Annotated in this window: 15 protein-coding genes and 1 tRNA gene; 6 read left to right on the top strand and 10 right to left on the bottom strand. The window is 55.4% G+C overall.

All coding sequences use genetic code 11. The annotated features are described in order from the left end of the window. Positions 1-141: 141 nt before the first annotated feature. The 6 genes from WCK51_14130 to WCK51_14155 all read right to left on the bottom strand — a co-directional run bounded on the left by WCK51_14130 (position 142) and on the right by WCK51_14155 (position 3,983). Positions 142-1,314: a hypothetical protein gene (locus WCK51_14130; GenBank protein ID MEI7578025.1), complete on the bottom strand. Its 1,173-nt coding sequence runs from the start codon at positions 1,312-1,314 to the stop codon at positions 142-144. After that, positions 1,311-1,862, bottom strand: a complete 552-nt coding sequence (scpB, locus tag WCK51_14135) for an SMC-Scp complex subunit ScpB (GenBank protein MEI7578026.1) — start codon at positions 1,860-1,862, stop codon at positions 1,311-1,313. Before scpB ends, WCK51_14130 begins: the two co-directional genes overlap by 4 nt. A 304-nt stretch (positions 1,863-2,166) precedes the next feature. Next, complete coding sequence (locus WCK51_14140; GenBank protein MEI7578027.1) at positions 2,167-2,343, bottom strand: hypothetical protein; 177 nt, start codon at positions 2,341-2,343, stop codon at positions 2,167-2,169. A 47-nt stretch (positions 2,344-2,390) separates the two neighbouring features. Further along, positions 2,391-3,137: a segregation/condensation protein A gene (locus tag WCK51_14145; protein ID MEI7578028.1), complete on the bottom strand. Its 747-nt coding sequence runs from the start codon at positions 3,135-3,137 to the stop codon at positions 2,391-2,393. A gap of 96 nt (positions 3,138-3,233) precedes the next feature. Beyond that, positions 3,234-3,310 (bottom strand) — tRNA-Cys (locus WCK51_14150). Positions 3,311-3,488: 178 nt separating this feature from the next. After that, on the bottom strand, positions 3,489-3,983 hold the full coding sequence (locus tag WCK51_14155) for a phosphatase PAP2 family protein (protein ID MEI7578029.1): 495 nt from the start codon (positions 3,981-3,983) through the stop codon (positions 3,489-3,491). A gap of 64 nt (positions 3,984-4,047) precedes the next feature. On the opposite strand from WCK51_14155, the gene aroC reads away from it, so the two are divergent. From aroC to WCK51_14180, 5 genes are all read left to right on the top strand, one after another. Further along, the gene (aroC, locus tag WCK51_14160; protein ID MEI7578030.1) at positions 4,048-5,139 is read left to right on the top strand and encodes a chorismate synthase; all 1,092 of its coding nucleotides are present in this window, start codon (positions 4,048-4,050) and stop codon (positions 5,137-5,139) included. 113 nt (positions 5,140-5,252) lie between these two features. Next, positions 5,253-6,032 (top strand): phosphate ABC transporter ATP-binding protein PstB, encoded by a 780-nt coding sequence (gene pstB / locus WCK51_14165; protein MEI7578031.1) that lies wholly within the window; start codon positions 5,253-5,255, stop codon positions 6,030-6,032. 29 nt (positions 6,033-6,061) lie between these two features. Beyond that, entirely contained in the window at positions 6,062-8,533 is a 2,472-nt protein-coding gene (locus WCK51_14170) for a hypothetical protein (protein ID MEI7578032.1), read from the top strand. A gap of 37 nt (positions 8,534-8,570) precedes the next feature. After that, the gene (locus tag WCK51_14175) at positions 8,571-9,320 is read left to right on the top strand and encodes a pseudouridine synthase (GenBank protein MEI7578033.1); all 750 of its coding nucleotides are present in this window, start codon (positions 8,571-8,573) and stop codon (positions 9,318-9,320) included. After that, positions 9,313-10,662 (top strand): MFS transporter, encoded by a 1,350-nt coding sequence (locus WCK51_14180; GenBank protein ID MEI7578034.1) that lies wholly within the window; start codon positions 9,313-9,315, stop codon positions 10,660-10,662. The genes WCK51_14175 and WCK51_14180 overlap by 8 nt, the downstream gene beginning before the upstream one ends. Here WCK51_14180 and WCK51_14185 read toward each other — a convergent pair. From WCK51_14185 to WCK51_14195, 3 genes are all read right to left on the bottom strand, one after another. After that, on the bottom strand, positions 10,659-11,786 hold the full coding sequence (locus WCK51_14185; protein ID MEI7578035.1) for a DUF6596 domain-containing protein: 1,128 nt from the start codon (positions 11,784-11,786) through the stop codon (positions 10,659-10,661). The genes WCK51_14180 and WCK51_14185 overlap by 4 nt on opposite strands. Positions 11,787-11,826: 40 nt before the next feature. After that, the gene (locus WCK51_14190; GenBank protein MEI7578036.1) at positions 11,827-12,177 is read right to left on the bottom strand and encodes a YciI family protein; all 351 of its coding nucleotides are present in this window, start codon (positions 12,175-12,177) and stop codon (positions 11,827-11,829) included. 83 nt (positions 12,178-12,260) lie between these two features. Then, entirely contained in the window at positions 12,261-12,761 is a 501-nt protein-coding gene (locus tag WCK51_14195) for a hypothetical protein (GenBank protein ID MEI7578037.1), read from the bottom strand. 80 nt (positions 12,762-12,841) lie between these two features. On the opposite strand from WCK51_14195, the gene WCK51_14200 reads away from it, so the two are divergent. Further along, on the top strand, positions 12,842-13,396 hold the full coding sequence (locus WCK51_14200; GenBank protein ID MEI7578038.1) for a hypothetical protein: 555 nt from the start codon (positions 12,842-12,844) through the stop codon (positions 13,394-13,396). Positions 13,397-13,419: 23 nt separating this feature from the next. Here the strand turns inward: WCK51_14200 and WCK51_14205 are convergent, their stop codons facing one another. Further along, entirely contained in the window at positions 13,420-13,869 is a 450-nt protein-coding gene (locus WCK51_14205; GenBank protein MEI7578039.1) for a hypothetical protein, read from the bottom strand. Positions 13,870-13,974 lie beyond the last annotated feature (105 nt).

Below are 13,974 nucleotides of genomic sequence, written 5' to 3' on the forward strand. Positions count from 1 at the left end.
CCTGGTTCCAGTTAACACTGACTTCGCCTTGATTGTCGTATACCGTCCTCACCGCGATCAGCGAACACAGAAACCACTTGTGACTATTCAGAAGTGGATTAGGACGTGAACAGGCTCGTCAAGCGTTCGCCAATAGTTGCATTAACTCAACTGCTTTCTACGCTTGAGTGCCCACAACCCAGCGATGCTCGGAAGCAAGAACCCTGCTCCGATCCCCAACTTCGCGGTCGAACCCATGTGGCCAGCGCTTGACACAATGCTTCCGGGTTCATCCGAAACTGCAAACAAGCTGAACTTCTGGATGAATCCGTCCTTGTCGCGAACGACGAGCTTTCCGACTTGATCACCTCGTTTGAACGGACGCACACCGTCCGCAGGATCGATTGAGGTCTCGACGAGGTCTCCGCTACGATGAACGCAAGCATATGCCGTCTCTCGAAGTTCCACTCGACAACGTATTCCCGCCGCAGAAACCATCGCCGGAGGTAAGGAACCTTTCGGCATCTCCACTTTCACCTCGTACTCCGAAAATGCCCAATCAAGCATCTGCTTGTGATCATCTTTCCATTTCGGGGCAAACATCAGCGAATCGATGACCCGCATTCCGTCGCGGGTGGCGCTCCCGACGTATGTGTGACCAGCCGGGTTGGTGAATCCAGTTTTGATTCCATCCGCGGTTGGGTCGGTCCACAAGAACTTGTTCTTGCTCTCCATCCTGCGGTCGCCGAAGTTCTTGCTTCGCTCGATGACTTTAACCTTTGTGCGAGCGATTTCTCGGAAATCCTCGCGTCGCATTGCCTCCCTTGCGATGAGGCACAGGTCTAGCGGGCTGGTCGAGTGTGTCGGACTGTGGAGCCCGTTAGGAGTCACAAAGTGCGTGTTTTTGCACCCAATCTGGGCAGCCCTCGCATTCATCAAGTCGGCGAAAGCAGGTGCTGAGCCCGAAATGTGCTTAGCGACGGCGTAACATCCGTCATTTGCCGATCGAAGCATGAGGGCAAATGCCATGTGTTTCACCTTTACACCTTCGCCCGGCTCAAGGTGCATGCTGGCTTCACCGATCGTTTTGATTTCTGGCGGCGCGATTACGACATCTTCTGGATCGCACCGTTCGAGAAGAAGCAATGTTGTGAGAATCTTGGTAGTGCTGGCCGGAAACCGCGGAGTGTTTGGATCACGCCCCCAGAGGAGTTTTCCGGTCTTATCCTCAATGATCGCACCACCGAAGCAAGTGGTTCTGCGCAACGGGTGGGAAGCTTCGAAAAACCCAGGAGTATTCAGCGCCATGGCGATGGCCGTCGTAACAAAAGTCAAACCTCTTCACCTACGAGCAAAGGTGCTTCGTCATGCGCGGTTGGCGGAAGTCCGGTGAGTTCCAACTTCGGCAAGCTCTCCTTATCAGGCAAATTAAACTGGTGCAAAAACTGCGCCGTTGTGCCCCACAAAACCGGTCGGCCGGGTTTATCGAGCCGTCCGACTTCGCAGATCAGGTTCCGTTCGGCAAGCATCCGAACTCCGTAATCGCTTTGGACACCCCTAACTGTTTCAATATCTGCCACGGTAACCGGCTGACGATAGGCGACCACCGCTAAAACTTCCATGACAGATCGGCTCATCTTCGCTCGTTGCGGTTGGAGGTAGTTCGCAACGAGTTCAGCGAACACTGGTTTGGTCGCAAACTGGTAGCCCCCTGCGAGTTTGACGAGCTTAAGTGCGCCCTGGTCGGCGTGTTTTTCTGCCAGCAGTTCTAATCCTTGCTCTACGGTGCCTTCCGGTAAGCCCAGAACCCGCACCAAATCCCCGATTCGCACCGGCGCTTCGGTGACGAAGATGAGGGCTTCCAGTTGGTCGACGAGATTCAATCTAACTCCAATCTTCGGGAGACACCGTCCGAAGCACTGTGAATGACTCGGAGTATACATATCCCACTTTCCTCATACCGAAACACGATGTAATGCCCGTAGTAGGCTGCTGGCCACTTCACGAAGCTTAGATAGACGTCCTCTATGTGGTCCATCTTCTTGACCAGAGCACGTCGATTGACAACGTCTTCAGCGTGATCAATTAGAAACTTTATGTACTTCTCGGCTTGTCTGACACCATGATGGTGAACTGTATGCTCGTAGACACCCACCAAGTCATCGTCCGCCCGAGAACTATAACGAACTACGCGCTGAGACTCGGTAGCCACTCTTGAACTCGTTCCCTTGCATGTTGCAAAACTTCAGCCGCCGAAAAAGTTGGCTCACCAGCGGATAAGGATTTGATGGCATCTTTGACCATCTCGGTTTGCTCAGGACTCAGAGCTACAACTTCAAGGATTTCAGGAGGAGTATTTGACATGGGATTATTTGCTGTTTTTATTGTAGTGCGACTTTCCACCAAGTCGGCTATTTCTTAGCGAAAAGCACTTCCTCGCCTTCTAGTTTAACCGCTGCCGCGCCCAGTCGGATGAGTTCGAGCAGGGCGAGGAACCAATACACCGCATCCGTCCGCGTGTACTCGCCAACAAACATCTGGTCGATCCGCTGGTAGCTCGGTTTCAGAGCCAGAAGCACAAACTTCATCTGCTCCTGAATCGACTTTCGGGGTTTCGCCAGAAGCTCGACAGGTTCGGGATTCGCCTTCTTGAGAAGTCGCTCGAACGCCTTAGCCAAGTCTCCAGCAGTTACATCCCCTACGTCATAAGGAATCTCGTATGGATCGAGTTGAGGGGTCGCGGTTCGGAAAAAGAGCTTCGTCCGTTCCTCATGCCCTTCCAGCAACCGCTGAATTACGTCCGCATATTCGTAGGTCGTTGGATCTGGCAACGCCGTCGCCTCATCCATCTCCGGCTCGTCTTCCTCATACACCGGCAACAACTGCCACGCCTTCTTCTCCAGCAGATAAGCAAGCACAGTCAAAGCCGCCGCTGCCTCATCAAGGTTCGTCTCCGCACTCTCCATCAGATAGAACAAATATGCCTCGCAAATCGGCTCCATCGGCACTTCGAGCAAGTCAACCTTATGCTCGCGGACGCACCGGAACAATGTCGCCAACGTCCCCTCAAACGCCGGAGTCTGGACCAGAATCGGCGGAGGAGCGACCACGCCAAGCGTGTTCAAATTAGGATTCTCGGCAAGGGCGCGATTTGCCACAAGGAAGAGACGGATGGGACTCGTCTGGCGCCGCAGGTGTGGAAAACTTCTGTCCCAAGCCGTCTTCCGACTTCCAACTTAAACTTCCAACTGAATTGGAGGTGCCGAGCGGATTCGAACCGCTGAATATCGGTTTTGCAGACCGACCCCTTAGGCCACTTGGGCACGGCACCTCGTGGGAATATTCATTATGGCACAGCCCGTTTGGAGTGCCCCGATAAAATCGGGGGTTTCTTTTGCGATTACAAATTCACCCTCGGTTACGCAAAACAATCTCCGGTTTTCGGGATGGCTTTCAAAACTTGCGATCAAGAAAGTCAAAGCGCGGCTTGCTCCGCGCACTGCATACCTTCAGAACCTCAACCCAAACCCGACTGACTTCGAGCCGTCGTTGTTGACACGAAACAGCAACCCCGAAGGCGAAGCCAGCTCGATTCGACCGACTGCCAGTCCCAGCAAGGCACCCGCCAGGACATCTGTTTCCCGGTGACGATTTAACTTAACCCTGGACTGAGCAATCGCAAACGCACCGGCATACCAAAAAGGCGCGGCGCGTGGATCACGCTCGGCGGCAATGGTCGCAACCGCGAACGCGGCGGTGGCGTGGCCGCTGGGAAATGAATCGGGGGTTCCAGTGTCCGGTCGCGGAACTCTGGTCAACCGCTTCAACCCCTCCGAGAGGAGGGTTGCCGTGAGCAGGCTATCGAGCGTTCTAAGCGAAAACTCGCGTCCGTTCTCACCGCCTTGAATGGCCGGCAAAACCACCGCGAGCGCGACAAAAGCCTTCGTTCCGGGGCCGCTGATCGACTCGCTTGTGCGGTCTTCGGCGCAAACCGTTAGGGGCAAACAGCAAATACATCCAATCACCAACCCACGCATTGACCAAGCCTACCGCGTTAAACTACTTCCGATGGCAAGCTCCTTCGGCACCCTTTTCCGCATCACCACGTGGGGCGAGTCTCATGGCGGCGGAGTTGGGGTAGTGATTGATGGCTGTCCGCCGCGCCTCCAGATAAGCCTCGAAGCCATCCAGGCAGAACTCGACCGCCGCCGACCCGGGCAAAGCAAGATCACCACTCAGCGCAAGGAGTCGGACACGGTCCGCATCCTGAGCGGAGTGAACGAAGAGGGCCTCAGCCTCGGTACTCCGATCTCGCTCCTGGTAATGAACGAGGATCAGAGGAGCAACGACTACAACGAGATGAAGGACAAGTACCGTCCATCTCACGCCGACTTTGCTTACGACCAAAAATACGGAATCCGAGCCTGGCAGGGCGGTGGCCGGTCCTCGGCGCGAGAGACGATTGGACGAGTCGCCGCTGGGGCAATCGCAAAAATGCTCCTGTCGAAGCTGGGCGTCGAGGTCGTCAGCTATGTCGAGCGGGTCCACGAAATTTCAACGGAGATTGATCCGCTCAGCGTCGCCCTTGAGGACGTCGAGTCCAACATCGTTCGCTGCCCAGATCTCGCCACGGCGAACCAGATGATCGAACTCATCGAGAAGATTCGCAAAGAAGGCAATTCGATTGGAGGAACGATTTTCACCGTCGTCAAAGGCGTTCCTGCCGGTTGGGGCGAACCGGTTTTTGACAAGCTTGAGGCCGACCTAGGGAAAGCCATCCTGAGCTTGCCTGCTTGCAAAGGCATCGAATTCGGCGGCGGGTTTGGGATGACCCACCTCACGGGGCTTGAGGCGAATGACCACTATTACTCCGTCGCGAACGATAACGAAATTCCGGATGTAGCAACGAGGACGAACCATTCAGGGGGAATCCAAGGCGGAATCAGTAACGGAATGCCCATCCTTATTCGCTCGGCTTTCAAACCGACCGCGACCGTCCTTCGCGAACAGCCCACGGTGGACAACCAGCACCAGGATACAACTCTCACAGGGCGAGGACGGCATGATCCATGCGTTTTGCCTCGCGCTGTCCCCATGGTTGACGCCATGGTTGCTCTTGTATTAGCCGACCATGCTCTCCGGCAGAAGGCGCTCTCTTAACTCCCCACCCCAAACTCCAAACTTCCAACTCTCTTAACAAACTTCTAACACTCTTTTGGTTTCATAATGATGTGGCAACTGTCATCGAACGCAAATCGAGCCTGCGACGCACCATGAGCGCCACTACACCCACCCAGACCGCACCGAAGATCGTCGCCGACGGCGTTGATTTTCACTACGGCTCGTTTCATGCGTTGAAGGACATCAATGTCACGATTCCCGAGAAGAAGGTCACCGCATTCATCGGCCCCTCCGGCTGCGGAAAATCGACGTTTCTTCGGTGCCTGAACCGAATGAATGACCTCATCGACGGCACAAAGCTGACAGGAAAGGTCACGATTGACGGTTTTGATATTTACGAAAAGCAGGTCGACCCGGTCGCCCTTCGCAAGCAAGTCGGCATGGTGTTCCAAAAGCCAAACCCGTTCCCAATGTCGATCTACGACAACATCACGTACGGGCCAAAGCTGTACGGGAAGCGCAGCAAGTCTGAATTGGACGGGATCGTCGAGACTTGTCTTAAGCAAGCCGCCTTGTGGGACGACGTGAAGGACAAGTTGAAGAAGTCCGCACTTGAACTTTCTGGCGGACAGCAGCAACGACTCTGCATTGCCCGAACCCTTGCGGTTGACCCGAAAATCATTCTTATGGACGAGCCCTGTTCGGCTCTCGACCCGATTGCTACTTCTCGCATCGAAGACCTCATCTTTGAACTCAAAGAGAAGTACACGATCGTGATGGTCACCCACAACATGCAACAGGCCCAGCGCGCGAGCGACTTCACCGCGTTTTTCATGCTCGGCCGCCTGGTCGAAGTCAACACAACCCAAAACATCTTCTTGTATCCCCAAAAGAAAGAGACCGAAGACTACATCTCCGGTCGCTTTGGTTGATGCAAGCTCGATGCCTGTACAATGGTTGAATGCGGCGAATGCTTTTCGCAATTCCACTTCTGGTGGCGTGCCTCGGAACTCAAACCGCGCGAGCTGATTATGTCGTTGCACCGGACGAGGTCGATCCTAAGTCCGTCGTCTCTCCCAACGGTCAATTTCGAGTCAACATCGACCCCGATCACTCCGATGCGAGGACAGGCGCGAGCTACAAATTTTGGCGAAACGGGGTCCTCGTCTGGGAAAAGCATCTCCCATTCGCCTTGACACTTGCAGAGGTCACCGACAAGGGGGAACTGTGCGGAACGGCGACCACAACTTCAGCTAAGTCACGCTGGGCAATGTACCATGCGACCATTCTCGACAGACGGGGTCGGGTTAGGCTCCACCACCGCCAGAGTTGGTCAGACGCTAGTTTTCGTCCCAGACGATTCGGGCAGACACCGAGCATGATTACTACCAGCTCGAAAGCGGATCTGTTCCTAATCGACCTCTACACGACTGAGAGCAAAATCACGGCCTACAGGATTTCCACGGGCAAACTGGTTTCATCACCATTAGCAAACACGACCACGTTCGGAACTCAACCTCGGATGCGGCGATTCGTGCCCGGAACCAACTTGCTTCTTGTCCAAACCGTGACCGAGCAGGACTACTACAACACTCCCGAATTTGCGCTGTATACCCCTAGCGGGAAAAAGCTCTGGTCAACGATATTCAAGCAAGACTATCTAGTTGCCGACGAGGACTCACCCGAGGCTTACGCTGCTTCCGAGCTGAGAAACGGAGGCGCGATTCTCTCGCTCGCCGATCACGCCTTCCGGGTCAGGGAGCTGAAGTCCGGGCTGGATCGACGCTTCAATCTTGTCGCCCGCAACGGTTCTTACGCCGTGGAAGAAGGCGACTCCACAAAGCCGATCAAGCCGTCGCTTCCTGTCGTCCCACAACGGGAAGCGACGAAACTTCCCTCCATCAAGCTCGAATCCCCAGACAAACCCTCAATCTCCCCGATCGGCCTGATCACTGAGTTTTGCGTCATTGCGCCCGGCAAGTTTGCACACGTCAATCCAAGAAACAATGCTCTCGTCGTGTTCGACAAGGCGGGCAAAGTTGAGAAAGAAATTTCGCTGGCAAAAACCAACCAAACAAAGTGGGGGCGGATCGTGTACACCGGAAACGATACGGTTGTGCTGTCGGCTGATAGCGGCCCGAACCAGCGTGACCGAGACTACTGGAAGATTAAACTGAGCACAGGAAAAACCGAGTTGATTTTCACCTTCCCTAGGTTCTACGAGAACAGCTTGGCCTCGAAGGGCGACGGCACTTTCGTGATTCTTGGAGACCGAAACATCACCCAAACGTCTTCTGAAGTCGTTTCCGTACGCGACCTGAACGGAAAAGAGCTGGTCAAAATTGGCGACGAAATTGGTTACGGCGGCGGGCCATCCGAGTTCCTCGGCATCGAAGGCGTTGCGGTTCTTAAGGACGGAACTATCGCAGTGCTCTCCAACATTGAGGACACGATCCAATTCTTTTCTGCAAAAGGCGGGTACCTCAGAACCTGGGACCTCAAAAGGCTCTGGGGAGTGGAACCATCCTATCCCACAGAAATCCGCGAAGGACCCGCCGGGGAAATCCTGATCGTTGACACAACCGACACGAACCTCCTTTGGATCATGGACCGGAACGGCAAGGTGATCGCGAAGCCAAAGCCTGACTCGGTTCCGGCAGAATTTGACGTTGCCGACGTCGCATGGACCTCCGCCGGACTCTTTGTCAGCGACTCCAAAATGATCTACAAAATCACGCCCAAAGGCGAGGTCATCAACCGGATCGGCGAGCCCGAATCTCCGCAGGCCCTCAATGAAGTGGGTGATGTTGAATTTCTTGCCGACGGAACGATCTTCGCTACAGATGGGCGTTCAGGCAGAATCCATATCTTCGACAAAGGCGGAAAGTGGCTTGGCTCGCGACCGCCACGTTCGCGCGGCAAGTACGAACCGCATGACGTCTGGGCGGTGAGTCCGACGGAGTGCGCTTTTTATTCGGACAACACGCGAGTGACGACAATCGACCAGCAACTCCGGACAAGAACCCGGCCAGGAAAGGCCCGAATGTATAAGGAACGAGACCGGCGTCCTGACCGCACCTGGTTTCGTTGGAAGTCCCAGAAAAGTTTTAGTCTTGACGGATCGTACGTCGTTGGGGACATCGGAGGCAGATATTCGAGGGACTTAGCGGTCGTCTGCGGATACTCAGCCGACGGCAAGCCAAAATTCATGTTCTACTTACACCTACCGGAAGGCGAATCCCTTGGACAACCAGCGTTTGACGGCTCGCGAGTCTGGGCGAGTTTGGGAAACTACGCATACTGCTTTGACACCAAAGGCAAGGCTCTTTTTAAAGTTCCACTCAGCCGCGGCGGAGAACTCGCTATTGCAGGTGGGATATTAAACGTGTATTCTGAAGGCAACCAAATCGACCGGTACGTCCTTCCGCCCTGAGCTTCGGCGAGCTTGGGTAGCAAGTACACTGTAGGCGATGCCCAAACGCGAAGCGCCTGAACTCGAACGACTGCATGTGCGCATCGCCCACTCCGGACTCTGCTCCCGCAGGGCAGCTGAAAAGCTGATTCAGGAGGCTCGGGTGGAAGTCAATGACGAAGTTGTTGTCGAACTCGGCCGCAAAGTCGGCCCCGATGATGTCGTCAAAGTTGACGGAATCACCATCAAGGAAGCCAAGCTCTACACCCTCCTGTTCCACAAGCCCGCAGGAGTCGTGACGACACTTTTTGACCCTCAAAACCGACCGACCATCAAGCGATACTTGCCCGATTACGGCGTACAGCTCAAGCCCGTTGGACGCCTCGACAAAGACACCGACGGACTCCTGATCGTCACCAACGACGGCGAACTCGCCCTCCGAGTCACCCACCCCAGATACGGCCTCGAAAAGGAGTATCAGGTGATCGTCAAGGGGTATCCGCAGGAGAAGGACATCGACAAGCTCCGCAAAGGAATCTTCATCGAAGGCGGCAAAACTCAGCCTGCCCACGTTGAATTCGGCTTTGTTGACGACCGCAAGGAAACCACATCGTTCCGAATGACAATCAAAGAAGGTCGCAAGCGACAGGTTCGCCTGATGTGCGAGGCCATTGGTCACCCGGTGGTCAAACTCACTCGAATCCGCATCGGACCGTTCCTGCTGAAAGGGCTCTCGCCCGGCGAGTGCCGTCTGATGGGCAAGCAAGATTTGGACAAATTGCGTAAGATGATCGGACTAGATGTTTAAGGAGCTGTCAAAGCACCAACGTTTCGTCCTCATCATCGCCTGGCTCGGCTGGGTGTTCGACGTGATGGAGGCGTCCTTCTTCGGCCTCACCAAACAAGCGATGATGAAGGAAATGCTCGGAGCTGCCGAGTACGCCCGCATCGGCACCGAGTGGGAAGGTCGCATCCATGGTGGGATGATTATTGGGTGGGCCCTCGGTGGCCTCATCTTCGGAATTGTCGCCGACCGCTGGGGACGCGGGCGGACTCTGTTGCTAACCGTCTTCATCTACTGTGTTTTCACCGGCCTCACTTCCCTTTGCCAGACTCCTTCGCAAGTTCTTGGGGCTCGCTTTTTGACCGGGCTCGGGATCGGCGGCGAATGGGCCGCCGGAGCCGCGTTGATCGCGGAAACCGTTCCAAACGATTTCCGCGCTCGCGCAGCGGCGTTTTTGCAGACGGCGGCGGCGTTTGGTTCGATCATCGGAGTCTTTGTCTCCATCGGGGCGGGTTTCGCGAATTGGCGCTGGGTGTATGTCGCGGGGATTCTTCCGGCGGTTTTGTGTTTTGTCGCACGGTTTCGGTTGGAGTCTGATCACAAAACTCCCCCGAATGGGGGAGTCGGTGAGGCTCCGGGCGAACCGGTGGGGCTATTGGAATCACCTGAGTCTTCTGCGCTTACGACAGCCCCCACCAGTTCACTAACGTTCACTGACTCCCCCAATTCTGGGGGAGTGCCTCCGTCAAATCCCCTCCTCCAGCTCCTCACCACCCACCCCTACAATATCCGACTCCTCGCCGCCGTGCTCATCGGGGTCGTCGGAATCGCGGGCGGCGGAATCCTTCCCTTCTGGCTCCCGAACTTGATCAAAGACGCCCTGCCTGGCGCGAGCGACGCTACCGTCGCCTACTACAAGAACCTCACGATGATCGTGCTTCATCTGGGCACCCTCGCCGGAGTTCTGATCTTCCCTCCGCTCACCGACCGTTATGGTCGCCGACCTCTGTTCGCAGGATTTTTCATAGCGAGTGGTTTGATGCTTTATTTCACGGCGACAAAGGCGGTCTCGTTGCCGTTGCTGTTCATTCTTCCGCCACTGACGAGCTTCTTCGCTCTAGGCGTCACCGCTGGCTTCGGACTCTATTTCCCCGAGTTGTTTAGTACCAAGTTCCGTGCTACCGGAAGCGGCATCGCCTACAACACCGCCCGGATCCTGATCGCTCCGCTGCAGGCGTGGATCGGCACAAACGCCAAGACCCAGGGCGTCGGACCGACCATCGGCCTGGTCGCGACGATCTACGTTATCGGACTGATCGGACTGAGCTTTGCGCCCGAAACCAGGGGAAAGAAGCTAGAGGTCTAGTCACCCAGTTCTTCCAATCGCCGCTCTAGCCCACGTTTCACCGGAGCTGACATCGCGTTGGCCATTGCCCGCCGATACCACTCTCTAGCTTCCGTCTTGCGACCCAACTTTGTGAGAAAGAACGCCATGGCGGAAGCGTAGTGGGCGGGACGAGCGATCTTGATCTCGTCGGGCAAAGACCGCAACCCTTCTAACCCACGCTCAGCACCCTCGTGCTCTCCTACAGAGATGACAAAGGCGATCTGGTTCAACGGAGTCGGATAGAACTTCGCCAGCATCGAATGCCACTCCAAGACCTCCCCGGTCCCTGCACCCCTAACGATCGCCGCCGCTAGCCCTGCCTCAAGATGAAAGCGGGAGAGCAGTTTTGTCGACTGAGCCAAGGCAAGATAGTCGAAGCCCCGCCGAGTGTGAGCCTGGTTGATCTGCGCTGGATCCTGCTCTTCCCAAAAGATCATCTCTCCCTCTTGGCTCACCCGTGCAGGCATTCGAGCGCAGTGAAAGTGCATCAATGCCAGGAGCGCCTCCAGTTCGGCACACTGATTCGAGAGCAAACTCCTCAACTCTTCGCCAAGTCGCAGGGCCGAATACGCAAGCTCGGGCCGAACGTATTCATCGCCTCGACCAGCTTCGTACCCTTCGGTGAACATCAAGTAGAGCACGGTCAGGATAGAGGGCAAATGCTCCTCAGGATTACGGAGGGTAAGGTCCTCTACCGAGAGCTTTTCTTTGCTGCGGGTGATTCGGCGTTGAACAGCCTCTTCGGATTCCAACAAGAGCCGAGCGATATCGGCGGATGTCAGTCCAGCAAGGGTTCGCAGAGCAAGGCAGACCTGTTCGCGGATCGTCAGCTTTGGACTGCAAACCATGACGTAGAGGCCAATTTCGCTCGCTTCTACCCTGGAGGCGATAATGTTGTCCTCGTCCATGACAGCGTCCCTGCCAGTTTGCCGTAGCGTATCGATCAATCGTCGTTCGGCGACTTTCATCAGCCAGCCGCTTTGGTTATTCGGAGTACCATGATGCGGCCAAGAGCCGAGCGCAGTTACGAACGACTCCTGGACTGCATCTAGAATCGCTTCGACGTGCTCTGAGCCGAATTTCTTGGTGAGTCGAGCGACCATCGGTCGCCTGAATTCCGTGAAATTCGGCTCCGATTGCAACTCAGTACTCCATCTGCTCGCGGACTTCAACTTTGCTCCCGTGTAAGAGCGCTGGGCAGTCCTTTGCAATTGACACCGCTTCTTCAATGGATTCGGCTTTGAAGTAGTAGAAACCGCTGACAAGTTCCTGGGCAAGAACGTTGGGTCCTTCGGTGACCTCTAATGAAAAGGGCTGGATGGTTGCCCCGATTAGGCTGAGACCCTCTCCTGCGATCATCCTGCCCTCATCGATCAGCCTCTGGGTAAACGCCATGTACTTGGCAAGTGACTCCTGCATTTGCTCGGGCGGCAACGACTCCCACGCCTTTTCCTTTTCTGCGCTGCCGAAGATGGTGAGTAGGTAGTTTTTCATTTCCTTTTTTCCTTTTTGGGTGGCTGAGCTGACTTTTGCTCGCCTCATGATTGAAGTCGAAGCAGACCGGCAAAAACCGACAATCAATTTTTACTTTTTTGAAGATTGTTCCGTTGCGGTCCGGGCGAGATTCGATTCACCATGAATACTTGTGGACCAGGGGCCGGCGAATCTTCCATCCCGACGATCATCACGCCCTTGGAATCGCTCCGAATGCGGTCAATTTCGCGCCCGTCCGGGTCGAGCCGTATCACCTCGACTTGTCGCGAACTTTTAGTGAAATAGGTGGGAATGTAACCGTAATAAAACATTTGCGAAATCGAGCCGCGCTCAAAACGGCCAATGCCGTCCTTCACCCTAATCACGCATTCCACCTCTGGGAGCCATGATGCCGATCCGAATCCCTCGATCACAAACTTTGCGGGAAGATCACCATGCAATTTGACCACCAGCTTCGCTTGGTCTCCCAATAGGTATGGTCCGACAATCAAAAACCCGACGTACAGAGTGAAGGCCGCGCCGGCCAAGTAACGTAATATCCGGCGCGCCGGACTCGCTTTTTTGGTCGCAACGCGGACCTCCATATCCCGATTATGAGCCATGGCCGCCGGGACGGTTTGGTTACCTCCCGATTCGGGTGAACGACTTGATGTAACATGCGCAAGTGTTGACATCGGCTACAGTCCTGGCTTACGGCATGCTCGGAGCCCAAGGAGCCCCAAAAAGAGCCAGTTTCCCGACGACCCGCACCCTGAACGCCCGCTCTTTGACGCAAGCGACCAAACTACTTAACGTCAGCTCTGACGACCGGATTGAACCCAAAGGGATGACATGGGTGACCCTTGGGGATCGGCTTGAGCGAGATTGCCTCTCTGGAACCGATGGTATCACGGAAGTGATCGCCAAGCTCCGAGCCTCCAACAGCGATTTCCGCAAGCAGTTCTTCATCTTCTACATGACTCTGACTGCAGTGGTGAAAGATCAGGACCGGGAGTGGTTTGTAAACAAGTTCGGGGGTCTTCCCTCGGTCTTGCCTTTTTCTGGTGAGCCGCTCTCGGATCGAGGTTACTTCCCGCTAAAGTACAACTGGCCCTGGGAGTATGAGCCTCGCAGTAAGTTCAACTTCCGAGCCAGTTTTTATCAAGTTGGTCGAGCGGCGAGAGTAGATTCTTTTTGGCAACAAGCCAAGGCGGACAACATCTACCCTCGGCTCAGGTGAAGGCAGTGCGGAACTCCGCGGGATCACAAACTTGCATACCAAACGATCCACACCGATACCATCGACATGACTTCCTTGAACCTCGTCCAGCCCGAATTCGAGCGGTCGGCGGAAACCGAGGTGATGACGACCAGAGCCAGCGCGGTGGAAAAGGCGAAGACGGCCCCATACGTCCATGCAAACATGATGATCGCCGAGAACACGGCGATGGCTACCGTGACAAGTTGACGTTTTGAGCCACGTTTGCGGGCTTTGGTCGAGAATATAAGCGGCTCGACTCCGACGCGTACGAGCACCGAAAACCCGAACGCCACGACCGTCAAAGCGACCCAGCCGGGAACCGGGCGTACATCCGGACCGAGCCAAATGTCCGAAGTGTGAGGATGGGGACCCAGAGCCGCCGCAACCGTCGAGCCCACCACCGCGAGGGTCCCCAGCATGCAGGTCCACCATCTCGCGGCGATCACGTCCATGAGCCGAGACTACCTGCAGTACCGATCAACTTTCAGTAACACCTGAAAGCAAAACACCCCATTTCGCACCGAACTCCTCGCGAAACGTGACCAAAAACCAGCCAC

Source organism: Armatimonadota bacterium, assembly GCA_037138755.1.
In the GTDB taxonomy this organism is placed as follows: domain Bacteria; phylum Armatimonadota; class Fimbriimonadia; order Fimbriimonadales; family Fimbriimonadaceae; genus Fimbriimonas.